The organism is Nitrospira sp. CR1.1, from assembly GCA_014055465.1.
Classification (GTDB): Bacteria; Nitrospirota; Nitrospiria; order Nitrospirales; family Nitrospiraceae; genus Nitrospira_A.
On record WIAF01000014.1, the window covers coordinates 53,378 to 78,872 of the forward strand.

21 protein-coding genes and 1 pseudogene are annotated in these 25,495 nt (G+C 52.1%); all 22 read left to right on the forward strand.

Annotated elements, in window-relative coordinates:
- The first annotated feature begins 2 nt into the window (after positions 1-2).
- The 22 genes and pseudogenes from GDA65_18505 to GDA65_18610 all read left to right on the forward strand — a co-directional run bounded on the left by GDA65_18505 (position 3) and on the right by GDA65_18610 (position 25,490).
- The gene (locus GDA65_18505) at positions 3-932 is read left to right on the forward strand and encodes a DUF3473 domain-containing protein (protein MBA5864677.1); all 930 of its coding nucleotides are present in this window, start codon (positions 3-5) and stop codon (positions 930-932) included.
- 501 nt (positions 933-1,433) lie between these two features.
- Positions 1,434-2,327, forward strand: a pseudogene (locus GDA65_18510) (ABC transporter ATP-binding protein).
- A 177-nt stretch (positions 2,328-2,504) separates the two neighbouring features.
- Positions 2,505-3,275, forward strand: a complete 771-nt coding sequence (gene rfbF, locus GDA65_18515; protein ID MBA5864678.1) for a glucose-1-phosphate cytidylyltransferase — start codon at positions 2,505-2,507, stop codon at positions 3,273-3,275.
- 6 nt (positions 3,276-3,281) lie between these two features.
- Positions 3,282-4,478 carry an L-2-hydroxyglutarate oxidase gene (lhgO, locus tag GDA65_18520; protein ID MBA5864679.1) on the forward strand — a complete coding sequence of 399 codons (1,197 nt, stop codon included), beginning with the start codon at positions 3,282-3,284 and terminating at the stop codon, positions 4,476-4,478.
- A 10-nt stretch (positions 4,479-4,488) separates the two neighbouring features.
- Positions 4,489-5,541, forward strand: coding sequence for an NAD-dependent epimerase/dehydratase family protein (locus GDA65_18525; protein MBA5864680.1), 1,053 nt, complete (start codon positions 4,489-4,491; stop codon positions 5,539-5,541).
- Between the two features lie 124 nt (positions 5,542-5,665).
- Positions 5,666-6,970 carry a methyltransferase domain-containing protein gene (locus GDA65_18530; GenBank protein MBA5864681.1) on the forward strand — a complete coding sequence of 435 codons (1,305 nt, stop codon included), beginning with the start codon at positions 5,666-5,668 and terminating at the stop codon, positions 6,968-6,970.
- Complete coding sequence (rfbC, locus tag GDA65_18535; protein ID MBA5864682.1) at positions 6,967-7,497, forward strand: dTDP-4-dehydrorhamnose 3,5-epimerase; 531 nt, start codon at positions 6,967-6,969, stop codon at positions 7,495-7,497. The genes GDA65_18530 and rfbC overlap by 4 nt, the downstream gene beginning before the upstream one ends.
- A 7-nt stretch (positions 7,498-7,504) precedes the next feature.
- Positions 7,505-8,854 (forward strand): DUF4910 domain-containing protein, encoded by a 1,350-nt coding sequence (locus GDA65_18540; GenBank protein ID MBA5864683.1) that lies wholly within the window; start codon positions 7,505-7,507, stop codon positions 8,852-8,854.
- Positions 8,851-9,774 carry a hypothetical protein gene (locus GDA65_18545; GenBank protein ID MBA5864684.1) on the forward strand — a complete coding sequence of 308 codons (924 nt, stop codon included), beginning with the start codon at positions 8,851-8,853 and terminating at the stop codon, positions 9,772-9,774. The genes GDA65_18540 and GDA65_18545 overlap by 4 nt, the downstream gene beginning before the upstream one ends.
- Positions 9,775-10,099: 325 nt before the next feature.
- Positions 10,100-10,330, forward strand: a complete 231-nt coding sequence (locus tag GDA65_18550; GenBank protein MBA5864685.1) for a transposase — start codon at positions 10,100-10,102, stop codon at positions 10,328-10,330.
- Positions 10,331-10,407: 77 nt separating this feature from the next.
- Positions 10,408-10,680, forward strand: coding sequence for a hypothetical protein (locus GDA65_18555; GenBank protein ID MBA5864686.1), 273 nt, complete (start codon positions 10,408-10,410; stop codon positions 10,678-10,680).
- 308 nt (positions 10,681-10,988) lie between these two features.
- Positions 10,989-11,363: a hypothetical protein gene (locus tag GDA65_18560; protein ID MBA5864687.1), complete on the forward strand. Its 375-nt coding sequence runs from the start codon at positions 10,989-10,991 to the stop codon at positions 11,361-11,363.
- Positions 11,364-12,099: 736 nt separating this feature from the next.
- Positions 12,100-13,170, forward strand: coding sequence for an NAD-dependent epimerase/dehydratase family protein (locus GDA65_18565; protein ID MBA5864688.1), 1,071 nt, complete (start codon positions 12,100-12,102; stop codon positions 13,168-13,170).
- A complete protein-coding gene (locus GDA65_18570) occupies positions 13,131-14,441 on the forward strand; it encodes a glycosyltransferase (protein MBA5864689.1) in 1,311 nt (436 codons plus the stop codon). Before GDA65_18565 ends, GDA65_18570 begins: the two co-directional genes overlap by 40 nt.
- Positions 14,442-14,471: 30 nt before the next feature.
- Positions 14,472-15,401 (forward strand): glycosyltransferase, encoded by a 930-nt coding sequence (locus tag GDA65_18575; protein MBA5864690.1) that lies wholly within the window; start codon positions 14,472-14,474, stop codon positions 15,399-15,401.
- Between the two features lie 15 nt (positions 15,402-15,416).
- The gene (locus GDA65_18580) at positions 15,417-16,616 is read left to right on the forward strand and encodes a glycosyltransferase (GenBank protein ID MBA5864691.1); all 1,200 of its coding nucleotides are present in this window, start codon (positions 15,417-15,419) and stop codon (positions 16,614-16,616) included.
- 122 nt (positions 16,617-16,738) lie between these two features.
- Positions 16,739-18,583, forward strand: a complete 1,845-nt coding sequence (locus GDA65_18585; GenBank protein ID MBA5864692.1) for a hypothetical protein — start codon at positions 16,739-16,741, stop codon at positions 18,581-18,583.
- 35 nt (positions 18,584-18,618) lie between these two features.
- Positions 18,619-19,629 (forward strand): NAD-dependent epimerase/dehydratase family protein, encoded by a 1,011-nt coding sequence (locus tag GDA65_18590; protein MBA5864693.1) that lies wholly within the window; start codon positions 18,619-18,621, stop codon positions 19,627-19,629.
- Between the two features lie 52 nt (positions 19,630-19,681).
- Positions 19,682-21,568 carry an asparagine synthase (glutamine-hydrolyzing) gene (asnB, locus tag GDA65_18595; GenBank protein ID MBA5864694.1) on the forward strand — a complete coding sequence of 629 codons (1,887 nt, stop codon included), beginning with the start codon at positions 19,682-19,684 and terminating at the stop codon, positions 21,566-21,568.
- Between the two features lie 187 nt (positions 21,569-21,755).
- Complete coding sequence (locus tag GDA65_18600; GenBank protein ID MBA5864695.1) at positions 21,756-23,162, forward strand: glycosyltransferase; 1,407 nt, start codon at positions 21,756-21,758, stop codon at positions 23,160-23,162.
- Positions 23,163-23,172: 10 nt separating this feature from the next.
- Positions 23,173-24,219 carry a FemAB family PEP-CTERM system-associated protein gene (locus GDA65_18605; GenBank protein MBA5864696.1) on the forward strand — a complete coding sequence of 349 codons (1,047 nt, stop codon included), beginning with the start codon at positions 23,173-23,175 and terminating at the stop codon, positions 24,217-24,219.
- Complete coding sequence (locus GDA65_18610; protein ID MBA5864697.1) at positions 24,216-25,490, forward strand: aminotransferase DegT; 1,275 nt, start codon at positions 24,216-24,218, stop codon at positions 25,488-25,490. The genes GDA65_18605 and GDA65_18610 overlap by 4 nt, the downstream gene beginning before the upstream one ends.
- Positions 25,491-25,495: the final 5 nt, after the last annotated feature.

Here is a 25,495-nt window from a genome sequence, read left to right on the forward strand (position 1 = left end):
CTATGCCTGACTCAATTGCGAGACATTCTCTTTCATTCGATGTCGAGGAACATTTTCAGGTTTCAGCTTTCGAATCTCCAATGAGACGGCGGCATTGGGAGCAATTTGAAAGTCGCGTGGAGAGTAATACAGAAAAATTGCTAGGCTTGTTGAATCAGAGAGGTGTTCATGCCACTTTTTTTGTTCTTGGATGGGTGGCAGAGCGATATCCTTCTTTGGTTAGGAGAATTGCATCCGCAGGACATGAAATTGCCTCGCACGGTTATGCTCACGAGCTCATAACAGCACAGACGCAAATTGCATTTCGAGAGGATATTCGAAAGGCCAAAGGAATTCTCGAGGGTATTCTTCAGCAGCCGGTGCTGGGCTATCGTGCGCCGAGCTTCTCTATCACGAAGGATACAATGTGGGCGATTCAAATTCTTATTGAAGAAGGGTATGTCTACGATTCAAGCATTTTTCCTGTCGTGCATGATCGTTATGGAGTCCCATCCGCAAATCCGCAGCTGCATCAATTGTCGACTCCAGCAGGGCTTTTGTGGGAAGTGCCGCCTTCTACTGTCAAATGTTTAGGGGTCAGATTACCTATTGCTGGAGGAGGATATTTTCGCCTCTACCCATATGCGGTTCTGCGAGCCCTCTTGCGCAAATTAGAAGGGGAGGGCTGTCCCTTAGTGATGTATATGCATCCATGGGAATTTGATCCGGATCAGCCAAGAATGGAAGGATCAATACTGTCAAAAATACGGCATTATCTGAATCTTGATAAGACAGAAAGCCGAATGCGAGCGCTTCTGCAAGATTTTTCCTTTGCTCCGATCCGACGTGTGTTTCCACAAATCGAACAGATACAAGGCCGTAGTGTGAGTGCTCCTGCCGCCGCAGGAAATGCAGCGAGCCATGCAAGCACCTCCGCTGCATTTTTGAACTAAAGTAGAGGCCTCATTTCCGTAATTGCGTATAGAACTGGTAACGGTACCGTACGGGGAATCTTCTTTAAGCGGACATTATTCCTTGAGAGTATAAAGAAGTCTTGCGATACTCTCGCTTGTGTTGAACTTCGGTGTTCGGATGGGGCAATGGGTCGTCCCTTTGGTTAATAGTGACGGGGGGAATTTCCTGTTCAATTCACTTCCTTCTCAGTGTTGTTCCGGGTCGGTGTTCTTCTTCCAAAGACAGTATCCAAAAGGTTGATAGTTCAGTTGCCTGCCAAGAAGCAGCGGGTGCTACAAAGATAAAGGCAGTTCGTTCCGCCTGACAAGACTCCTTTTTCGACCTACTGTGCTACTCTTATATTGGATATATCGTCGGCGCGTATCCATGTCTTCTTATGGGACTATTGTGTCATCGCGTAGGCTGTGCTTCTCGGACTATGCGAATTGAAAGATTGGCTGTGGGAATCCTCCTGCCGTTTGTTACCAACACGTGCAATTGGGAGTAACGTCGGCATGAAGCTGGAGGAGATTGCCCGGAAGTTCGATGAAATCGTGGCCTTCGCCGAGGTGGAACGGTTTATCGATACGCCGGTCAAACATTACTCGAGCGGGGTGTATGTCCGCTTAGGGTTTTCCGAGCTGGTCCACATGGAGCCGGACATTCTGATCGCCGATGAGGTGCTCGCCGTGGGTGACGTGCGCTTCCAGAAGAAGTGCATGGGCAAGATGGAGGATGTGGGGCAGCATGGGCGGACAGAGATTCTCGTCTCCCGCGACATGCCGGCGATCACGCGCATGTGTTCGCAGGCCATTCTGCTGAACAAGGGGACGGTGGTGGAGGCCAGGCCGGCGCATGACGTGGTGAATCACTATCTGCATGCCGGACATGCCCAGCCCTGTGCCGAATGGCCGAACCCGGCTCAAGCCCCGGGCAATGACTCGGTCCGTTTGAGAGCCGTGCGGGTTAGATCCGAAACGGGACAGGCAACGGATGTCATCGATATTCAAAACCTGTGCGAGTAGAAATTAAGGATGACATCCTCAAGCCAGGGCAGATGGTTGGTGCACAATTCGGTTTTAATACTGAAGAAGATGTGATCGCGCATCGCGAACGATCGAGACCCCGCGTGGTCCAGACGTCCTTGTGAGGTGGGTCGGTGTACCAGTACTGCTTGGATTCCAGGCAACTTTCTTTCTGAAGGTACGATGATTATTGGGGGCGGGCTTTTCTCGGAAGACCTTTGGCATGCGCATTGCGACGTGCCAAGAGTTGTGGGTTTTCGTGTAGTCGATCCAGGGACGGGTGATACGGCCAGGGGCGATGTGACGGGACGTTGGGAAGGAGCAGGAAGACCCTTCCTGAAGCGGACTACCGACCACGCGCCTTTGTAGCGGTTCGACAGAACATGCACGTTCACCATTGCTCCATGGGAGTGTTGGCGGAGCGAGGTAGGGTTTGACGGAATGGCCAATGCGTCTCAATCGATGGAGCATAAAAATCCCGGTTGACGAAGCGAGTTGTTGACAAGTTGAACATAGCCGTAGAGCTTGATTCTTGGAGGTATGCACATGAAGGCGGTGATTCTAGCTGGTGGATTGGGAACTCGATTGTCCGAAGAAACCGTCCTCCGTCCAAAACCAATGGTCGAAATTGGTGGGAAACCGATTCTTTGGCACATCATGCAGATACACGCGGCTCATGGAATCACTGAATTTGTGGTGGCATTAGGGTATAAGGGCGAAATGATCAAGGAGTATTTTCTAAACTTCTTTGCGATCAACAATGACTTGTCCGTTGATCTTTCGACGGGCGCGACGACAATCCATGATGGAAACCAACCGAAGTGGGTCGTGCATCTTGCTGATACCGGACAGACGACTATGACCGGTGGAAGGGTAAAGCGGCTGCAGAAATGGCTTCGCGGTGATGATTCCTTTCTCCTCACCTATGGCGACGGTGTCGCCGATATTGATATGAGCAGGTTGCTGGAATTTCATCGCTCGCACGGTAAGCTGGCAACGATGACGTCGGTTCGCTCTCCTGCCCGGTTTGGGCGTATCGGCTTTGAAGGGGATCGTGTAACTGAGTTTTTTGAAAAACCGGAATCCGGTGAAGGTTGGATCAACGGGGGGTTTTTTGTGCTCAGTACCAAGGTGTTGGACTTTATCGACGGTGATGACACCGTGTGGGAGCGAGACCCAGTCGAACGACTGGCGCACGCTGGTGAAATGATGGGTTTCAAACATTACGGGTTTTGGTCCTGCATGGATACCCTAAAGGAAAAATCGTATCTTGAGGAGCTGTGGAACTCCGGAAAAGCCCCTTGGAAAGTTTGGTAACCACAAGTGGTAGCTGATTTTCTGATCATCGGAGGCGGGGTTATCGGTCTGAATATCGCCCGCCATTTGAGACGGCTGTATCCTGGATCATCAGTACACCTTTTAGAGAAAGAGGTAGATTGCGGATTGCACGCCAGCGGGCGCAATAGTGGTGTTCTGCATGCGGGATTTTATTATTCTCCGGATAGCCTTAAGGCAAAATTTACATGGCAGGGGAATCGTCTGCTGACAGAATATTGCGAATCAAAGGGAATCCCTCTGAATAAATGCGGAAAGCTCGTCGTGGCCAAAGATCTGGCCGATCATGCGGGGCTTGATGAGCTTGCCCGAAGAGGACAGTTGAATGGAATTCCGCTGGAGTCGATTTCAGAGGCAGAGGCCAAGACGATTGAGCCGCGAGTGAAAACCTGTGAGCGAGCCTTGTTCTCTCCAGCGACGTCTACGGTGGACCCTACACTAGTGATGGAAGCGATGAAGAACGATGCGCTCAAGGAGGGCGTGCGGATCCACTGCGGAGTCCGTTATCAGAAATGTTCGCAGAATCGTGTGGTGACGACGGCGGGGGTTTTTGAGGCTGGGTACGTAGTCAATGCCGCAGGACTTTATGCCGATCGTATTGCTCGAGAGTTTGGATTCTCGGAACACTACCGCATTCTTCCGTTCAAAGGTCTCTATCTCTATTCCAGCGAACCTGCCAAGGCGATTCGAACAAACATCTACCCCGTACCCGATTTGAAAAATCCCTTCCTCGGCGTGCATTTCACCGTGGCCGCAAGCGGAAAAGTTAAGATCGGGCCTACTGCCATACCGGGACTCTGGCGTGAGCATTACGGTGGAACTGCGAATTTCCGCTGGGATGAATTAGTTGAGGTGGCGCTCAGGGGCATGGGGCTTCTGGTGTCATCGAATTTTGATTTTAAGACCCTCGCGATGCGCGAAATCACAAAATACTCCAAAGCCACGATGGTGTCACTGGCCAGTCAGTTAGCCGAGGGAATCGAGCCGGAGCACTATCAAGTTTGGGGCAAACCAGGGATTCGCGCACAACTTGTCGATATCAAGAAGCGGAAGCTTGAAATGGATTTTGTTTTGGAAGGAGATCGGCATTCCATGCATGTCCTGAATGCAGTGTCTCCTGCCTTTACCTGCTCGCTTCCGTTTTCAGAATACGTCTGTCAGCAAATTACGGCCACACTAAAATGAGAGACACCCGATGAAAATCCTGATTACAGGCAATATGGGTTATATCGGTCCAACTGTCGTGAAGCGGTTAAAGGCATCTTATCCAGCTGTAACCCTCATAGGGCTGGATATGGGGTACTTCGCCACATGCTTGACAGCCAGTCACTATCTTCCTGAGTGCAGAGTGCACACGCAAATATTTGCGGACGTGCGATCTGTGGACAAGAGCATCCTCACGGGCGTTGACGCTGTCGTATATCTTGCGGCGATCTCCAATGATCCCATGGGAGCCTCCTTTGAGGCGATCACGCTGGACGTGAATCATCGTGCTGCAATCTCCTTGGCCGAGCAGGCACGCGCAGCAGGTGCGAAAAGTTTTGTTTTTGCCTCAAGCTGTAGCGTGTATGGATTTGCGGAGGGCGGGGCAAAGACCGAAGAGTCTGAGGTGAATCCGCTTACTGCCTATGCAAAATCAAAGGTAGGAGCGGAGAAAGATCTTGCGACACTTGCCAGTCAAAACTTTGCGGTCACGTGTTTGCGGTTTGCCACTGCATGCGGAATGAGTGAACGGTTGCGTTTGGACTTAGTGCTCAATGATTTTGTCGCCAGCGCAGTAACGGCCAAAAAGATCACTATTCTCAGCGATGGGACTCCCTGGCGCCCATTGATTCACATTCGGGACATGGCCAGAGCGATTGACTGGGGCGTACAGCGAAAATCTTCGGCCGGTGGGGAGTTTTTGTCGGTAAATGTCGGCAGCGATGGGTGGAATTATCAGGTGCGAGATTTGGCGGCTGCTGTGTCAAAAGCCATCCCGAATGTCGAAATATCTATCAATCAAAACGCCCAGCCCGACAAACGATCCTACCGTGTGAGCTTTGAGAAGTTTCGTCGATTGGCTCCCCAGTATCAACCCGAAATGAATTTAGATGACGCAATCGTAGATTTAAAGACGGGGCTCGAAAAGATGGGATTTGCGGACCGTGAGTTTCGAAGCTCACATCTTATTCGTCTCAATATGTTGAAAGATCTTAAGCTGCAAGGATGTCTGTCGGAGGACCTCCGCTGGCTCCCCAATGGTTAAAAGTTTCACACGACGGGCATTCCGGTTAGATTTTCCTTGTGAGTAGATGAGGCTGGTGAGTGGATTGATAAACCCGGGTAAGTTTCAGTGATCCTGGAAGGGGAAGGTGAGGGAAGCGATGGTTATGAAACGCACGACTCGATCGAAGCTGACTACAAGACAGTCACCTAAACAGAAGCGTTCTGTCACTCTTCGCCCTGGCTGTGCTTGTCGGTTTTGCGGAGCTTCTCTCGATAAGACATTCATCGATCTGGGTATGTCACCCCTGGCCAATTCCTATATCAAAGCTGATGAATCCAATAGAATGGAGCCGTTTTACCCATTGCATGTCTATGTCTGTAGCGAGTGTCTACTCGTGCAACTCGAGGAATTCACGAGTCCTCAGAGCATTTTTGGGGATTATGCATATTTTTCCTCGTATTCGGAGAGCTGGTTGGATCATGCGAAACGCTATGTTGAACACGTCAGGGATCGTTTTGCCCTTGGGTCACGACATCATGTCGTGGAAATCGCCAGCAATGACGGCTATCTCTTGCAGTATTTCGTTCAACGTGGAGTGCCGGTGTTAGGAGTCGAACCTGCTGCGAACGTGGCGGCGGTCGCGAAGAAAAAGGGGATTCCGTCAGTCGTGAAGTTTTTTGGAGTCAAAACCGCTCGCGAGTTGGCTAAGAAGAACAAGCGGGCCGATTTGCTGATCGGAAACAATGTGTTGGCGCATGTACCTAATATTAATGATTTCGTTGGAGGTTTGAAGGTTCTTCTGAAGCCGAAGGGCGTCATTACAATGGAGTTTCCTCACCTCATGCAGCTCATGGCAGAAAACCAGTTTGACACCGTCTATCATGAACATTTTTCTTATCTCTCTCTGCTTGCCGTGGAACGGGTCTTCGCCAAGCATGGCTTGACTCTGTTTGATGTGGAGGAGCTCCCCACGCATGGCGGTTCACTGCGGATCTATGCGCGACATAGTAAAGATGTTTCCAAACCTGTAGGTTCGCGAGTGATTGAATTGCGGGAGAGAGAGGAGCAGGCGGGGTTCGGCACCTTGCAGCACTATCTCAATTTTGCGTCTCAGGTGGAAACGACAAAGCGAAAATTGCTGACATTTCTTATCGAGGCGAAAGAGAAGGGGAAATCAGTGGTCGGGTATGGCGCTCCAGCCAAAGGGAATACGCTCCTAAATTATTGCGGAGTGCGTACTGATTTTCTCGACTATACAGTGGACCGTAGTCCCTATAAGCAAGGACATTTGCTTCCTGGAGTTCGAATTCCCATTTTTCACCCCGATAAAATCAAGGAAACGAAACCCGACTATGTACTCATTCTGCCTTGGAATCTTCGCGACGAGGTGATGCAGCAGATGTCGTATGTCAGGGAATGGGGAGGAAAATTTGTTGTGCCTATTCCGGAGGTCAAGATTCTGTCGTGACTTTTCGAGAGACGGCGCTCAAGGGGGCGTTTACCATCGAGCTGGATCGAATACCGGACGAGCGGGGATTTTTTGCGCGAAGTTGGTGTGTCAAAGAGTTCGAAGCCAATGGTCTGGAAGCCAGGCTTGTCCAGTGCAATGTGTCCTTCAACAAGTTGCGAGGCACACTGAGGGGCATGCATTACCAGATTAGCCCTGCAGCAGAAGTAAAAATTGTGCGGTGTACACAAGGCGCGATTCATGACGTGATCGCCGATCTTCGCCCAGAATCTCCGACGTATAGGCAGACATTTTCAGTACTTCTTTCGGCTGAGAATCGCCGGATGTTGTATATCCCTAAGAATTTTGCCCACGGGTATCTCACTCTAACTGATGACGCAGAAGTCTTCTATCAAATGTCCGAATATCACGTTCCTGAGTGCGCGAGAGGGTTTCGATGGAATGATGCGAACTTTGAAATCTCCTGGCCGGATCAGATTCGAGTCATTTCTGAGAAAGACCGGGGATATCCTGACTTTACGAGCTAAAGGCCTTATGGAAACGGAAAACATTAAAGACGTATTGGCTGCCACTGAGGAAGGCCGGGCACTTCACGATTTGGTCACGGTGCTGTTTCCGATTTGCCGGAGTATTACCGGAGAAGGGGTGCGCGAAACATTGCGGCACCTTCAGCAACATATTCCTCTGGAAATCCATGAGGTGCCAAGCGGAACTCAAGTATTTGACTGGATCGTTCCGCTGGAGTGGAATATTCGAGATGCGTACCTTGCTACGACGCGAGGTGACAAGGTGATAGATTTTCGGGAAAACAACCTCCATGTCGTAAGTTACAGTGTGCCAGTGAAGGGACGGTTTAGGCGGGAGGATCTCGACGGACATCTCCATTCACTCCCTGACCGGCCTGATTGGATTCCTTATAGAACGTCCTATTACAAAGAGAACTGGGGGTTTTGCCTTCCCCATCGCCGGTTAGTGGAATTGACGGAGCCTGAGTATGAGGTGTGTATTGATTCGTCTCTCGTGCCAGGCCATTTGAGCTACGGAGAGCTCTTGCTCCCTGGAGCCACCGAAGAGGAAATCCTCATCTCCTGTCACATCTGTCACCCGTCTCTCTGTAACGATAATCTATCCGGTGTTGCTGTCGCTACGTATTTGGCGAAGGCTTTGCAAGGAATGGCTCGGAAATTCTCGTATCGCTTTGTGTTTATTCCGGGCACGATTGGCTCGATCACATGGTTAGCTCAGAATCGAGAACGAACGAATCTCATTCGTCATGGAGTCGTTCTAACAGGTATCGGGGATTCAGGACACGTGACGTACAAGCGAAGCCGGCAGGGAAACGCCGATGTGGATCGAGCGATCATTCATGTACTAAAACATCATGGCAAAGCGCATCGGGTGGTGGAGTTTTCTCCCTATGGGTATGATGAACGGCAATACTGTTCGCCTGGCTTCAACCTTCCCGTGGGGTGTTTTATGCGGACCTCCCATGGCGAATACGCGGAGTACCATACCTCAGCGGACAATCTTGATTTTGTTGTGCCAGCGGCGCTCCATGAATCGTTGGAAATCCTTTTGCAGGTTATGTACGTGCTCGAAGAAAATATACTTCCCGTCAGTACCAATCCGCATTGTGAGCCGCAACTTGGTAAGCGAGGTCTATATCGAGCCATTGCAGGGCAGAAAGAGGGCGCACAGAGAGAAATGGCTCTGCTTTGGGTACTGAATTTATCCGACGGACATCACACGTTGTTGGATATTGCCGAACGGGCAGGCACTCCATTTGAAGTTATTCACGCAGCTGCCCAGGCGCTGAAGGGGTGCCACCTACTGAAGGAATCGCAGGGGACCGTGACTCAGCGTCATGGAGGGGACGGATTATGAATACAGTCTATTATGATGCCAAGGTCACTGATGAGGTTCGCCGGCAGCGGTTATTTGATGGTCAGCTGTTTGTATATTCACCTCGCCCGTCCTCGGTGGCATTTGTTGAATTTGCGAAGACCTTGATTAAGGAGGCATTTGCTCCACACGATCCGGAAAAAGCCCAATATCATATGTCGGTCGAATCGTATGCCGATGTGTTGGGAAAGTTAAAGCCGCAGTTTATCCATCATCCGGAATCCAAGCGCCATCTTCAGGCGATTTTACAAGAATTGGGAAGCGACCTTGAGAAGACTTACTTTGATGTCCCAAAAATGCGGAGTTCGACGAGTGATAATTATCTGACGACAGGCATCGCCTATGCGTGGCATCCGCACCGCGATACCTGGTATTCGGCCCCGATGTTTCAGATAAACTGGTGGATTCCCATTTATGATATTCAAGCCGATAACGCCATGGCTTTTCATCCACGCTATTGGAACGTACCTGTTCCGAATACATCGAACGGATACAATTATTACTTGTGGAATCAGCAGCATCGCGGCGGACATGTCTCCCAATTCATTAAACAAGATCCTCGACCCCTCCCACGTCCTTCTGAAGCGCTGGAACTAAATCCCCAAGTTCGGCTAATCGTTCCGGCCGGGGGTATCATTCTGTTCTCTGCCGCTCAAATGCACTCCAGTGTGCCTAATACGTCCGGGAGGACCAGGTTCAGCATCGATTTCCGATGTGTGAATACAGATGATGCCATGGCTAAACGTGGCGCTCCTCGAGTCGATGAAGCTTGCACGGGGACCACAATGCGGGACTACCTTCGCGGGACGGATCTTTCACATATCCCCGATGAGATTGTTGCGTTATACGATGATGAAACGGGGCGGTCGGGAGAATTGATTTACGCTCCAAAGGGATTGTAATGACCCAAACCGAGGAGGCTTGGCTCACGACAGACTTCGATGGCGAGGCCCGACTGCGGATCCGGATCATTGACCTGGTCCGCGAGTATGGCCGCTACGAGTATCGGCGGATCACTGCCCTGTTATGCCAGGAGAGATGACGGGTGAATCACAAACGTGTGGAGTGGATTTGTCGGCAGGAGGGATTAACGGTGCCGCAACAATAACCTACGCGAGGGCGGCTCTGGTTCGCCGATGGCTCCTGTATCCGACGGCGGGGGGAGTATCCGAACCAGGTCTGGTCGTATGATTTCGTGAGTGGTACGAGCAGCTCGCTGTCGCGCCGCTGTGTATCGCGCCAGGCAGTCCGTGGGAGAACGGCTATGTGGAGTCCTTCAGCGAGAAGTCGCGGGATGAGTTGCTGAACGGAGAACCGTTTGACACGTTGTACGAGGCTCTGGTGATCGTGGAACGGTGCCGTCAACGCGACAACACGCAGCGACCGCACGGTGCGCTGGGGTATCGGCCACCTGCCCCAGAGTCCCGCACCTTCTCGCCGATCAGTTTGTCGGCGTGAAAGAACTTGAATGGTGGCCGAAGGGCTGAGGGTAGGTCAAAATTGACCCAAAATTGAGAACCTTCCTCGATGACGCGGTGGCGAAAGCTGTGGCGCCGGTCTCCCTCGAAAAAGTCTTCAAATTGCAGCACTTTCGTCAGGTGTTGCAATTATTCTATGACCGGCGTGAGGCTGAGCAAGGGTTGCCGGCAGAGTTGATGGAATATGTGTGTCCTACAGGTGCATCGTCTGCGCCAGAGGACCTTCAGCTATTCGAGAATATCCTGGCTACGGCTCAGGCTAGGGCGAGTACGTGGAATGGACAGGTGGTGTTTGTCTATTTGCCAAGAGACGGCGAGCCAGGATTGTGACAAGGTGCTCAGCATTGTCGATCGTCTCCACCGGCCGTTAGTCGACATGCACCCTCTTTTGGGCGGGCAGTCTGATCCCTTGGCGTTTTTTCCAATTCGACGCTATGCGCACTATAACGAAGTCGGCCACAAATTATTCAGCGAAGAAGTGATTCGACGGCTAGCAACACTGTAGGCGCGAAGATGCAGTTGTCTAATGCCGGTACTGTGTATCGGGCGAACAGCGGTCAGATTCTTCCGGGCTCGTAAGACGTACGAATCGTTAGATTCACCAATGCGAGTTGAATGGACAGAATGAGATGGTGCAAGTGGCGAAGAAAAAAGTAGCTGTGGTCGTTCCGATGCATAATCGAAGCCCCCTGACGGACGACGAGGAGATTTCGTTTCGGCATCTCACGCGCTACCTGGCTTCCTATGACAAGTACCTCGTGGTCCCGGAGAATCTTCAGGTGAATTTGCCTGGCTGCGGCCTGAAGCGATTTGGGGCGGAGTTTTTCGGCAGTGCCGCCAATACGCGCCTGTTGCTGTCGGAGCATTTTTATCGTTCCTTCAGTGAATACCAATACATTCTGATCTATCATCTCGACGCGCTGGTCTTTTCTGATCAACTCACTACCCGGTGTGACGTGGGGCTGAACTATATCGGCCGCCATAGATTTCTTGTGCCGACAACACATGGGTAAAGAAGTCGCGAGTCGGAAATGGTGGCTTGTCACTTCGGAATGTCGAAAATTTTCTTAAGGTGTTTCAATCCGATGTGTATTGGGTGGACTAGGAGGAATATCGGCGGGACAAATATGCGGGTAAGCCAGCGTACCTAAGTGGTTACATGCACCCAAACGTCTGATGAAGCGTCTATCGCTATTCAATAACGCCAGCCTGGAGATGGTTCAGGGTATCTCCGACCTGACGGGACGAAAAATGAAGATCATTTTTGGTCCGATCGCGCGACGCATTATGCGCCGGATTTTAAGGTTGCCTCAGTCGAAGTCGGTCTGCGCTTTGCGTTCGAAGTGGCGCCGCGGTTCTGTTACGACATGAATCACCGTCAGTTGCCATTTGGTTGTCACGCCTGGCCCCGATATGATCGGGGATGTTGGGCGCCCCATCTGCTTGCTTCCTGAGCCGACGAAGGATGTTCCGAAGAAAGTGCCAATAATGATAATGAGCTTGAGCGAATCCAGCATATTGCAGACAATAGAGCCTGGAACCAGCGTGTCGCGGGAGAAATGGACGACAACAGAGTAGTTATGTCCTCACGGTGATCGTAGCGTGGCTGGTGACTCTGGCGGCTTGTTGAAGAAACGAGACGGTATACGACTTCAAGACTATTACTTTGTCCAGCCCATAAAATGGTATCGGCTTGGTTCAAGGACTATTCCGACATTGGTTTGAGCCTAGGGAGGGAATGGGTACATCATGAAACGAATGCTTGTCACGGGTTCATCCGGCCTCATCGGGTCTGAGGTGTGCGCTTATTTTCATGGTCAAGGCTGGATGATCCACGGCGTAGACAATAACACTCGAGCGACGTTTTTCGGACTGCAAGGTGATACGCGTTGGAATCAACATCGATTGCAGGCTGATTTGAAGAACTTTCGTCATCATGAGTTGGATATTCGTGACCGTCAAGGAGTGCTGGCACTCATTCAGGAGCTCAGGCCGGATGCCATTGTGCATACGGCAGCGCAGCCTTCGCATGATCTGGCCGCGAAGATTCCGTTTGATGATTTCGATACGAACGCTGTGGGAACGATCAATCTCCTTGAAGCGACCAGGCTGCATACTCCCGGCACGGTATTCGTGCATATGTCGACGAATAAGGTGTACGGGGATGCCCCCAATGAGCTGTCTCTCACAGAGCAGGCAAAACGATGGGACTATGCCTCTCCCAATGATTTCGACGGAATTACCGAACATATGCGGATTGACCAATCCAAGCACTCTCTTTTTGGTGCCTCAAAAGTAGCGGCGGATATCATGGTGCAAGAATATGGGCGTTATTTTGGGATGAAAACCTGCTGTCTACGGGGCGGGTGTCTGACGGGGCCCAATCATTCTGGTGTGGAACTGCACGGGTTCCTCAGTTATCTCGTTAAATGCAATTTGGAGGGTAAGAAGTACAGCGTCTTCGGCTATAAGGGGAAACAGGTTCGCGACAATATTCATTCTTTAGATGTCGCGCGGTTCATTCACGCATTTATCGAAAATCCACGAACCGGCGAGGTGTACAATTTAGGCGGCGGACGTGGAAATAGCTGCTCGATTTTAGAAGCGTTCGAGATGATTGAGGCGGTCTCGGGGAAAAAGATGATCTACGAGTATGTTGAGAAAAATCGGGAAGGGGATCACATTTGCTACATCAGCAATTTAAAGAAAATGACTGCGCATTATCCCACATGGGGGATTACAAAAACCTTGAAGCACATTTTTGAAGAGATTCACCAGTCATGGCTGCGGCGAACTGCTACGATGAATGCGAGCCACTAGCCCCGACAGCAATTACAACGAGAGACACCTTATACGCGATGAAAGTCTTGGTCATTTCAGGAGCGTATCCGCCGATGCATGCAGGGGAGGCTACGAATGCCTACCACCTGTGCAAGCAATTGGTTGAGCGTGGAATAGATGTGCATGTGCTCACTTCAGTCGGAAATGTTGGAACTGCTGATGATCGAATTCATGTGCATCCCATCATGGAGAGTTGGGACTGGACTGAGTTGCTTCGTGCTCGGACATTTCTCAAAAGTTGTGCGCCTGACGCGGTGTTTTTTATGTACATAGGCTTAATGTACAAGTGTCATCCGATGGTGACCTTCCTTCCCACGCTCTGCAAAAAGCTGCTTCCGAATGTGCCGTTTGTTACGCGCTATGAGAGTGCATTTGTCGGAGCTGACCCGTCGAAGACAGGAGTCGTGGCGCGAGCGTTTCGGAAATTGATGGTGCGCTGGGCCGGTGGGCGAGATGTGGCCTATAGCTCCGGAACGTTATTGCGGGACAGTGATTCAGTCATCGCATTGTGCGAACGCCACCGCGCGATGTTGATCGAGGAATGGCCGCCTGTGGCAGGGAAGGTTTCGCTGATACCTCCTCCTCCCAATCTATTTATTGCATCAAATGACGAAGGTGTAGCCAGGGAGCGTGGGCGAAAACGATTAGGCGTCGAGCCGAAGGACTTCGTCGTGACATTTTTCGGATATCTCTATCCGATTAAAGGAATCGAAACTCTCTTGCGAGCGTTTGCAACCGTTTCCGCGCAACGACCTGAAGCCAGGCTCCTGTTTATCGGAGGAAAAGTCGATTTAGATGTCGCGGGTGGGGCATCGTATTTTGATGAGATGCAAGCTCTTGCGAAGGCGTTACACATAGAGGGACGGACGACATGGACAGGGGCCTTCAAGTCTAATGAGGAGGATGCCTCGCTGTTGCTGCACGCATCTGATGTGTGCGTCTTGCCGTTCCTGGAAGGTGTGCAATTAAACAATAGCTCCTTTGCATCGATGGTTGCACATGGTTTGCCAATCATTGTGACGCGTGGTCCCCTGATGGATCAGGCGTTTGTCCATGGAGAAAATGTCCTGACGTGCGAACCGAATGATGATCAAGGCGTGGCCAGGTTGTTGGTGGAAGTGATGGATCATGCAGGTCTGCGTGACCGCCTTCGCGACGGCGCGTTGAAACTTGCCGCGGAGTGGTTTTCGTGGGATACCGCCGCGGAGAAAACTCTGGCAGCTTTGCGACCCCGGCTGTCGGGCAGGTGACGTAGGTCGTTTTCCTGGATAAGCTCGCCCATGCCTCGCGTATCAGTCGTAATTCCGACATTCAATTGTGAGCGCTTCATCGGTCGGACGGTCGACTCGGCACTAAGGCAGACCTATCGGGATTTTGAGGTTATTGTGGTCGATGACGGATCGACCGATGGCACCCCCGCAGTACTTGCACGGTATGGTGAAGCCCTTCATTGTATAAAGCAGGAAAATCAGGGCGCCTCTGCAGCACGAAACACAGCTCTCACCAATGCAACGGGTGAATTTATTGCGTATCTCGACGCCGATGATTTATGGGATCCTCAAAAACTGGCTCGTCAAGTTGCGTATCTCGACGCAAATCCCGCCTGCGGCTTTGTTCACACTGAAGTGGCAGTGATCGATGAGCAGGATATGGTGCTCCATGCCCGCTTTAATCAGGAAACGAGAAGGAGGGTTCCGCAAGGAAGATGCCTCAAGGACATACTGCAGCGCTCCCATATCCAAACCTTGACGGTTCTCGAGCGGCGAAGTGCATTTGAACGCGCGGGAATGTTTGATCTGCGGTTACCGGTCGCCCAAGATTATTTGCATTGGATTCAGGTTGTTCTGCAAGGATATGAGGTTGGGTATGTGCCTGATCCATTAGGCCAATATCGGTGGAGGGCAGGTAGCCTTATGTCCAGTCAGCGCCGATTGCTCGGTGACTTTACAAAGATTTATGAGATCCTCCTGAATGAGTACGGGCTAGAGGGCGCCCATGGAGTCGAGATACAACGGCTGGTCGCCACGCAATTATATGCGAATCAGCGACAGCTGGCATATTTAGAGCGGCTGGAATGTTCAGGCGCAGTAGCTCGACAACGCCTTCGACATCTGGTGCGACAATGGCCTTTCCGTCTTGAACTGTACATGGATTTGGCCAAGTCCTATCTCGGACATCGCAAATTACAAACTCCGGTGAATCCATCCTGATGTCGCCGCCGTTGGGTGAAAGCAGCCACAGGGTTAAACGCCTCTGATGATATGAATATTTTGTTGGTTACTCCCTGGCGCCCCTCCTTAACCGGCGGGATTAGTACCGTAGTGGCTCGCCTTACTGAGGAATTCAAAAAAAAAGGGCACAGTGTAACTATTTTTGTCGCGGACCGCGAGAATCGCCTTTGCCAAATTGAGACACTGAAGGATACACCAGTATACGGCATGTATTTGCGTTCTCCGGTGTCGTCCAACCATCCGGTTCGGGCGGCCATCATGTATTACTTGTGGTTTCCACTGACAGTGATACAACTAGTGTGGTTAGCGCGTAGGGCCCGATTAGATGCTATTGTGATTCAGTATCCCCTGCCTGCGATGTATTATTTTGGGATAGTGAAGCGAATATGCGGGGGAATTTTGCTTGTGACCTATCAGGGGAACGATGCGCATGACCTCTCCTTGTGGAATTCGCGAGAACAACGATTGGTCCGGTCTTTGCTCGAGAAAGCGGATATAGTGCTGGGTGTTTCGCAAACCTTGTTGTCCAAGGTCGAATCGGTGTTCAAAGGTATTCAGTTGAAGCGAAGACAGTTGCTGCCAAATGGCGCACCCTTGGATGTCATTGAGGCAGTCGAAGGTGGATCGGTAGACCCTTCCCTTCCAACGAATTATCTGTTGACTGCCGGACATCTGATTCACAGAAAAGGAATTGATGTTGTCATCGCTTCATTGCGGGAAGCCAAGCAACGGGGTATGTGCCTCCATCTGGTCGTGGCTGGCGATGGGCCTGAGCGCGAGAACCTGATTCGTCAATCAGATGAGCTTGGCGTGGCTGACCAAGTCACATTTCTGGGCAATCAAACTCATGAACAGGTTCTCCGACTCATGAAATCATGTCTGGCATTTGTATTGGCCTCGCGCGCGGAAGGAATGCCGTTGGTCATCGCCGAAGCCATGGCCTGTGGAAAAGCCGTTATCGCGAGCAATGTTGATGGTGTGCCTGAAATCGTGCAGGACGGCATAACCGGTATTCTGGTACCCCCAGATAATCCTGAGGCGCTGGCATCCGGTCTGACTCGGTTGTGCATGGATTCCGTTCTTCGAGAGATGCTAGCCAGGCGGGGAAAAGAATGGGCATGCCGTGAGTACAACTGGGAGTGTATTGCCACGCGATACCTTGGTTGTATGAATGAATGCCGGAGCGTCTCATAGCCTAGCTTCGAATTTCTATATCCTGGGAATAGAGCCTTTTCCCTTCTGCGGGGCGCTGCGAGACGATTCGGGTGCTAGACTAATTGTGAGTGGGGTCTTTCCTTCTACCGGCGGGAGCGGGCATGAACATTCTTGGGATTTCGGCGTTCTATCACGATAGTGCCGCGTGTTTGGTGCGTGACGGAGAAATCATTGCAGCGGCCCAGGAAGAGCGTTTTACCAGAAAGAAACACGATCCTGGATTTCCCCATAAAGCGGTTGAGTACTGTCTTCGGGAAGGGAATATTGGACTGAAGAATGTTCGCCACCTCGTTTTTTATGACAAGCCGTTGGTGAAATTTGAGCGTCTGTTAGAAACCTATCTGGCCTTTGCACCTCGCGGAGTGCAATCTTTTGTGGCTGCCATGCCGGTGTGGTTGAAAGAAAAGCTGCTTCTGAAAAGTCTGCTCCAAAAGGAATTCCTGGTTCATGATCCTGAAATGACCAGCGCGTCACTGCCGCAGATCCTATTCTCCGAGCATCATGAGTCGCACGCCGCCTCGGCCTTTTTCCCATCTCCTTATGAAAAAGCCGTCGTGTTGTGTATGGACGGGGTGGGAGAATGGGCTACCACTTCGGCCTGGTTTGGGCAGGGCAATTCACTGACGCCGCTCTGGGAAATTCCATTCCCGCATTCCATCGGGCTCCTGTATTCCGCCTTCACCTACTACACGGGCTTCAAGGTGAACTCGGGGGAATACAAGGTCATGGGCCTTGCTCCCTATGGTGAGCCGAAATACGTGAAGGCTATTTACGAGCATTTGTTGGATCTGAAGCCAGACGGGACGTTCCGCTTGAATATGGACTATTTTAATTATTGTACCGGTCTCACCATGACCGGCAATAACTTCGATAAAGTCTTTGGTGGACCGCCACGCAAGCCGGAATCGAAGCTGACCCAGCGCGAGATGGATTTGGCGCGCTCGGTCCAGGAAGTCACGGAAGAGGTGATGCTGCGCCTCTCGCGTACTCTGCATCGCGAGACCGGCGTGGACTATATGTGCATGGCGGGTGGAGTCGCACTGAACTGTGTGGGGAATGGACGTATTCTTCGAGAAGGCCCGTTCAAGGGACTCTGGATACAACCGGCGGCAGGTGATGCCGGCGGTGCGCTGGGCGCCGCATTGACGACGTGGCATCAGTATGAACAACAACCCCGAAAAGTGGTTCCGGGAAAAGACAGCATCAAAGGATCGTATCTAGGGCCCTCGCATACCAATGAAGAAATCGAAGCTTATTTGAAAAAAGTTGAAGCCCCTTATGTCAGGCTCGATGAAGATCATTTGTATGCCCGAGTGGCCGAGGAGCTTGCCGCAGGAAAGGTTGTCGGCTGGCTGCAAGGACGGATGGAATTCGGTCCTCGTGCCCTGGGGGGACGCAGCATTCTGGGAGATGCCCGCAATAGGGACATGCAGTCGGTGATGAATCTCAAGATTAAATATCGCGAATCGTTTCGTCCATTTGCGCCGTCAGTGTTGCGTGAACGCGTATCCGACTATTTCGTTCTAAACGCGGACAGTCCGTACATGTTGCTGGTGGCTCCCGTCGCCGAGAAGCGACGCCTCCCGATCAGTTCAGCGCAAGATGGGTTATGGGGAATTGAGTTGTTGAATATTCCACGATCTGACATCCCTGCCGTCACTCACCTCGACTACTCAGCCAGGGTTCAAACCGTACATCAAGACACAAACCCCCGCTACTACGCGTTACTGAAGGCCTTTGAAGCAAAGACTGGCCACGGAGTGCTGGTCAATACATCTTTTAATGTGCGAGGTGAGCCGATTGTCAGCACACCTGCGGATGCCTACCGCTGCTTCATGCGGACGGAAATGGATGTGCTTGTGCTGGAGAATTGCGTCTTGATGAAAGCGGAGCAAAAGCCGCTGGAGGGTGATTCTGATTGGAAGAAAGAGTTTGAACTCGATTAAGAATAGTCTATGGAACACGAAGGAGGGAACGATTCATGAGAATTTTGATTACGGGTGGCGCGGGGTTTCTTGGTAGTCATCTGTCTGAGCTTCTGGTCGGACAAGGCCACGATGTCATTGCACTTGATAATTTGATCACGGGGCGCGCCGAGAACATTGCGCACTTGATTGGAAACCCAAAATTCAGTTTTGTGAAATACAATGTCTGCGACTATCTGCATGTGGATGGGCAGCTAGATGCCGTCATGCACTTCGCATCTCCTGCCAGTCCGCAAGATTACCTCGAAATGCCAATCGCGACCTTGAAAGTGGGTGCGCTTGGGACGCATAAGGCATTAGGGTTGGCCAAAGCCAAGGGCGCTCGTTTCCTGTTGGCCAGCACCTCCGAGGTGTACGGTGATCCGTTGCTGAATCCCCAGCCTGAAACGTACTGGGGAAATGTGAATCCCATAGGTGCGCGGGGCGTATATGACGAAGCCAAGCGATTTGCTGAGGCGATGACCATGGCGTATCACCGCTATCATGGGGTCGACACTCGAATCGTTCGGATATTTAATACCTATGGGCCAAGAATGCGCCCCAAGGACGGTCGTGTCGTGTCAAACTTTATCGTGCAGGCACTTCAGGGAAAACCATTGACCGTGTTTGGTGACGGTTCTCAGACCCGCAGCTTTTGCTATGTCGATGATTTAGTTCGTGGTATCGTGGCATTGTTGATGGTGAAATCAGACAAGTCCCATGCAGAGCGCACCGATCGCACGAAATTTCTCACTCAAAAGCCGGACGCCGCATTTGACAGTATTCACGATCCTGTGAATATCGGTAATCCGCGAGAACTCACGGTTCGTGGAATTGCGGAGATTATCCTGAAATTGACCGGTTCAAAAAGCGTCATTGAAGAGCGGCCCCTTCCCGCCGACGACCCTAAGGTTCGGCGCCCAGACATCACCCGAGCCAAGAGTCTCCTGGGCTGGGAGCCTAAGGTGGAACTTGAGGATGGTATCAGAAAAGCCACGGAGTATTTTCGTCAGGTTGTTGTGAAATGATTCGCGTGTCGCAAGCAATCTGTGACGGGCGATAAGGAGCCAAAAAACTTCGATGTGTGGAATCGCAGTTGCCATGGGGATCAATGGACGGCCGGTGGAGCGAGCGGCTGTGGAACGGATGGCCAAGAGCTTGCTTCATCGAGGTCCCGACGATGGCGGTATCTATATGGATGGTGCCGTTGGAATGGGGTTTCGTCGGCTCTCAATTCTTGATTTGTCCGAAGCCGGTCATCAACCAATGATCAGTCAGGATGGTCAGTACGTTCTGGTCTTCAACGGCGAAATCTTCAATTATGTCGAACTCCGCGAGGAACTTCGCCAATTGGGTTATCAGTTTCGGTCGAGCGGAGATAGCGAAGTCCTGCTTGCTGCGTATCGAGAGTGGGGCCGGGAGTGCCTACCGAAACTGAACGGCATGTGGGCGTTTGTGATTTATGATCGCCGGCATCGACGACTTTTCGGGTCACGTGATCGATTTGGGGTCAAACCGCTCTACTGCAACCGTGATAACACGGTGATACAATTTGCCTCAGAGATTAAGGCGCTGCGTGCTTCCGGGTACTATCGGCCAGGGATCAACTGGCGAACTGCTTCCAGGTTCCTGTTAGAAGGACGTCTCGACAGCGGGAATGAGACGTTCTACGAGGGAATTGAGCAGATTCCGCCGGGCAGTGGATTTGAGGTCGGGCTCGACGGGACATGGCACCAATGGGGGTTCTGGTCACTTGATGCCTTGCCACAATCCGTCACTGCGAGTCCAGCCGAGACCTTTGCGGACCTTTTCGAGGATTCAGTCCGTATCCGTATGCGAAGTGACGTGCCGGTGGGAGTGTGTCTTTCCGGCGGCCTCGATTCGACGGCCATCATCTGCGCCGCCGCGCGCCACCGTGATGAAAGTGCCGGAACGCAACCGGCGTCTCTCCAGGCCTTTTGTTATATGGCCAAAGAGTTTGATGAGTCGAAGTATATTGCGGATACCCTGGTTCAAACGCATGCCCAACTCAGGCAGCTGGAAACCAGCCCTGCTGAACTGTGGAATGATCTGCGCAAAGTTCTCTGGTTTCAGGATGAGCCTGTGCATACCATGACGGCTGTGGTCGGCTATCAACTCATGCGTCTCGCAGCCTCACATGGAATTCGTGTTGTTTTGAATGGGCAGGGGGCGGACGAAACAATCGGGGGATATTCAAGCTATTTTCAGGATTATTGGGTGTCTCTTCTTCAGCAAGGACGTGTGGGTGCTGCGTGGCAGGCTGTGACAGCCTATACCGAGGCGCATGGAGGAAACTCGCGCACGCGTATGACTGCAGCGGTAAGCCGTTGCCTTTCCTGGGAAATGTACAGGATCGGCAGATACCGCACATGGGCCCAGACCAGGAGGCAGACGCGTATACGTCAGAATCCATGGTTTTCGAGAGATTTAACCAAGCATTTTATCAGCGAAGATCTCCCCCCAGGTTCGGCAGCATTGTCGGCATCATTGAAACAATCGGTTGTATCGGCTCCGTTGCCCCTCTATCTGCGGATCGAAGACCGCAATTCCATGGCTCATTCTGTGGAGGCGCGACTTCCGTTCTTGGACTATCGCCTCGTGTCATTTGTGTGCGGCCTGCCGGACGATTGGAAGGTGCGAGGTCCATGGAACAAGTATGTGCTCCGAGAAGGAATGAGAGGGCGTATCCCCGAGTCCGTGCGGAGCAGAGTAGACAAAATGGGGTTTCCTACCGCGAGTAAGAAGTGGTTTGCGCATGATTTGTACGAGCCGCTTCGTGAAACTCTAGCCAGCCGGACCCTGCGGGAGCGAGGCATTTATAACACGAATGCGCTTTTAGCCGACCTGGATCGGCACCGTCGAGGAGAGGCAGATTTTTCAAACAGACTCTTCCATGTCGCCGAATTCGAAATATTGTCAGATTTAGCGGGGCAGGCGCAGGCCTAACGTTCCGGGATTCGTTTGGATTCAGAAGATTGTCGGAATCCGATGGAGCACGCAATCGCTGTGTCGAATGGAACGCGCATGGAAAGTCGTGCGCTTCTCTCAAGGAAAAGCACGTTTCTGATTTCAGCGTTCAACCGGTCTGTGACCAGATTCAGTCGGACCAGCTTGTCTAGCCACTCGTGAGTACATGTGGTCTTCCCATGAAGCAAGCGATGAGACAGTGAAACGAGTCTTGATGGTCGCGTATTACTTTCCGCCGGTGGCGGCGAGCGGCGCGATGCGCCCGCTTGGGTTTTGTCGCAATCTGGCGGCATATGGCTGGCGGCCCCAGGTGCTCACTACCACTCCGGAATGTGTCTATCCTTCGCACCAGGTTGATCCGAAACTTGGTGGGCGTGTCCCTGCAAGCGTCGAAGTTGTTCGCGTACCATACGTGGATCAGCTTCAGCGGGTCTTGCAGTACCGAGACAGGCTCAGGGGAATTGTACGAAGAGCGGCTTCTCATGAACCACAAAGGAACGCCGAGGCTGGGTTTGTTCCAGCTGAATCCAACGCAGTCCGGTCGACACTAAAAGACTTTCTTCTAGATTGGGCATTCGCATTTCCAGACCGCCAATGTGGCTGGCTCCCAAGGGCAATTCGAAAAATGCAGGCTCTCGCAGGCAAGGATATTCCGGACGTGATTTTCGCGACCGGTGGGCCTTGGACAAGTTTCTTGATCGGTAGTGCGCTCGCCAACATCTTCAATCGTCCGCTGGTGCTCGATTACCGGGATCCTTGGAACTGTAATCCCTATTATTCCTTCAGTTCGGATATGTTGACCAGGAAATCACGAGCAACTGAAGCGCAAGTCTGTCAGACTGCGAGTCATGTCATCGCCAATACCGAGGAGCTTCGTGATCGGCTTCTTGAAGAATTCGGCAGCCTCAGAGGCCGCTGCACCTGGATCCCGAATGGGTTTGACCGGGAGACATTAACTCCCGGACAGCTACCTCCTGGACCATCGGAGAGTTGCCCGACCTCTTCAGGATATGAGTTGTGCCATTTCGGAACAGTCTATGGAAAAAGAACTCCGCGGGTCTTGTTGCAGGCGGTGTGGGAGCTGTTTCAGGATGGTCAGTTAAAGCCAGAAACAATCCGGTTGCGTTTTGTCGGGGGCTGGGACACTGCAGACCAGGAGTGTGAGCGTTATGCAATAAATCTTGAGAAACATGGTTTCCTCCGGCGTGAGCCTCCAGTTTCCCACAGCGTGTGTCTCAGAGAAATGCAGCGATCAAGCGTACTGCTCGTGCTTCAACCAGATTCTCCTTTGCAGGTCCCCGCCAAAATTTACGAATACATTGCGACAGGTCGGCCTCTTCTGCTGATCGGAGGGGAAGGCGCAACGGCCAATTTGGTAGCCCGGCATGGATTAGGCGTAAGCAGTCCGAATCAAGTTGCGCGGGTCAAGGCGTTGTTGAAAGAGGTGGCGGCGGGAACGCAAAGGCTCGTTCCACCTGATGCCGCGCGTGTGAATCGGTTTGAATATCAATCCTTGACCGGTGAATTGGCGGCTATCCTTGATACCGTTGATCATGCGAGACCGTCACCTTGATCGGCTTATCATGAGTACATTGGTATCTTCAGTTCTTGGGCGAACCGACACAGATGTTTTGGCGTGGGATGGCTACGTGCTGAGTTCGCCCACCACGTCCGGGTACCATCTGTCAGGCTGGCGGCGTGTCATAGAAGAAGCCTTTGGCCACCGTACATATTATCTGAGCGCCCAGGAAGAAAATGGAACTGTGCAGGGCATTGTGCCCTTAGTGCTTTTGGCAAGCCGAGGATTTGGCCGGTTTTTGGTCTCTCTGCCCTTCGTGAACTATGGCGGCCTTGTCGCGACCTCTCCCGATGCGTATCGCTTGCTCGAACGCAGTGCAATTGAACGGGCGAGAGAGCTGGACGCCGCTCATATCGAGCTTCGACACGAATGGCCGATAGAGACCTGTTGGGTTTCGACCGAACGGAAGGTCTCGATGAGGCTTACGTTGCCGGGCTCCTACGAGGCGCTGATGAAAGGGTTCCCCTCCAAATTGCGTAGCCAGGTTCGCCGAGCTCAGAAGGAAGGGATGACGGCGCGCGTAGGCGGTAGAGAGTGCCTGGACGAGTTTTATGCGGTGTTCTCACGCTGTATGCGTGATTTGGGAACGCCGGTTTACGCCAAGGGGTTTTTCGCGAAGATTCTTGAGGTGTTCCCGAAGGAAGCGCGCATCTGTATCGTCTCTCACGAAGATGTGCCGGTCGCCGCTGGATTTCTCTACGGATTCCGTTCTTCCTTGGAAATTCCCTGGGCAGCGTCGGACAAGCGCTTTAACAAGCTCGCTCCCAATATGATGTTGTATGGCGCAGTGTTGGAATATGCGTGCCAACAAGGGTTTCACGTATTCGATTTTGGCCGATCGAGTCCCGATAGCGGAACCTATCGATTCAAAGAGCAATGGGGGGCTCATCCGCATCAACTCTATTGGTATTATTGGATGGGACATGGTCGCCAGGTGCCTCAGCTGAATCCGCAGAATCCTAAATATGCGCTGGCGATTCGCGTGTGGCAGAGGTTACCGCTGACGATCGCAAATCTGCTGGGACCTCACATTGTGAAACATCTTCCATGAGGGCACAGCGAACCCTTCCTCCGTCAGCCGCACCGATCGAATGGCGTGATCTGGTACAGGGATTACGAGGTCTCGTGCGCCCTCACGTCACCATGCACCGCCTCCAAGCTGAGTTTCGGGCACACTTCGGTGTTAAGCATGTCTGGTTTGTCTCATCAGGAAAAGCCGCCCTTACGCTCATCCTCCGGGTCCTTCATGGACTGTCAGGACGCAGCCAAGTTGTTATTCCTGGATATACGTGTTTCTCTGTGCCGTCGGCCGTGGTTCGCGCTGGACTGTCCGTCCGGCTCTGCGATATCAATCCGAAGACATTCGACTTTGATTTTATGCGCCTGTCAGAGGTGGCTGATTCCGAGGTGCTGTGTGTACTGGCGACACATTTGCTAGGTATTGGGGTAGATGTGCCGCGCGTCGCCGAAATTTGTCATTCGCGCGGCATTTTTGTGGTGGAAGACGTGGCGCAAGCGTTTGGGGGAAAGCGTGACGGCAAGTGGTTCGGCTCCCTGGGTGATGTGTCCTTCTTGAGTTTTGGAAGAGGGAAAAACATTACCTGCGGATCCGGAGGTGCCATTCTGACGAATGACGATCGTATTGGCGAAGTCTTGGCTCAGGAGTATGCGCAGCTTCCGGACGAATCCCTTGCCGGCCGGCTAAAAAATTTGGCAGAAGTTGCGGTGACCCAATTGCTCATCGACCCCTCCCGGTATTGGTTCCCGGCCGGGCTTCCATTTCTTAAGCTGGGGGAAACAAAATTTTATTCGGATTTCCCGATCACACGAATGGACTCAGTTCGGGCTGGTTTGCTACGCCGTTGGCAGGAACGATTGTTCCGTTCGACCGCCAGTCGGGTGAGTCATGCGGAACAGTTGCTTCGATCAGTTCCCCCTCACGTGCAACCTGTCACGCCATCAGGCCGAGGACATGCGGTCTATCTTCGTCTCCCGTTGTTGATGCCATCAAAGCAGGAAAAGGACGCTCTTTGTCGGAGATCCGGAGACCAGGGACTTGGCATCAGTTCCCTGTACCCCTCTGCGATCGAGCAGATTGCGGAACTGTCGGGAACACTCTCCTCTCAGCACGTGCCTCAGTCTACTATGATCGCGGAGCGACTGGTTACGCTCCCCACGCACGAATTCGTGTCCGATACTGACATCGTCCGGCTATGCGCCGCTGTAGGGAGCGTTCAACAGGAGCATAAATTGGACGTGAACTACTCTCAGGAAGCATCCGGATCGCGCCGGCACGCGCAAGAATTGCCCCGGCTTCATTAAAGTTG

Excerpts from the sequence above, each read along its gene's own strand:
- GDA65_18505 (MBA5864677.1), top strand. The coding sequence starts at position 3 with ATGCCTGACTCAATTGCGAGACATTCTCTTTCATTCGATGTCGAGGAA.
- rfbF (MBA5864678.1), top strand. The coding sequence starts at position 2,505 with ATGAAGGCGGTGATTCTAGCTGGTGGATTGGGAACTCGATTGTCCGAA.
- GDA65_18525 (MBA5864680.1), top strand. The coding sequence starts at position 4,489 with ATGAAAATCCTGATTACAGGCAATATGGGTTATATCGGTCCAACTGTC.
- GDA65_18530 (MBA5864681.1), top strand. The coding sequence starts at position 5,666 with ATGAAACGCACGACTCGATCGAAGCTGACTACAAGACAGTCACCTAAA.
- GDA65_18540 (MBA5864683.1), top strand. The coding sequence starts at position 7,505 with ATGGAAACGGAAAACATTAAAGACGTATTGGCTGCCACTGAGGAAGGC.
- GDA65_18545 (MBA5864684.1), top strand. The coding sequence starts at position 8,851 with ATGAATACAGTCTATTATGATGCCAAGGTCACTGATGAGGTTCGCCGG.
- GDA65_18565 (MBA5864688.1), top strand. The coding sequence starts at position 12,100 with ATGAAACGAATGCTTGTCACGGGTTCATCCGGCCTCATCGGGTCTGAG.
- GDA65_18570 (MBA5864689.1), top strand. The coding sequence starts at position 13,131 with ATGGCTGCGGCGAACTGCTACGATGAATGCGAGCCACTAGCCCCGACA.
- GDA65_18575 (MBA5864690.1), top strand. The coding sequence starts at position 14,472 with ATGCCTCGCGTATCAGTCGTAATTCCGACATTCAATTGTGAGCGCTTC.
- GDA65_18585 (MBA5864692.1), top strand. The coding sequence starts at position 16,739 with ATGAACATTCTTGGGATTTCGGCGTTCTATCACGATAGTGCCGCGTGT.
- GDA65_18590 (MBA5864693.1), top strand. The coding sequence starts at position 18,619 with ATGAGAATTTTGATTACGGGTGGCGCGGGGTTTCTTGGTAGTCATCTG.
- asnB (MBA5864694.1), top strand. The coding sequence starts at position 19,682 with ATGTGTGGAATCGCAGTTGCCATGGGGATCAATGGACGGCCGGTGGAG.
- GDA65_18600 (MBA5864695.1), top strand. The coding sequence starts at position 21,756 with ATGTGGTCTTCCCATGAAGCAAGCGATGAGACAGTGAAACGAGTCTTG.
- GDA65_18605 (MBA5864696.1), top strand. The coding sequence starts at position 23,173 with ATGAGTACATTGGTATCTTCAGTTCTTGGGCGAACCGACACAGATGTT.
- GDA65_18610 (MBA5864697.1), top strand. The coding sequence starts at position 24,216 with ATGAGGGCACAGCGAACCCTTCCTCCGTCAGCCGCACCGATCGAATGG.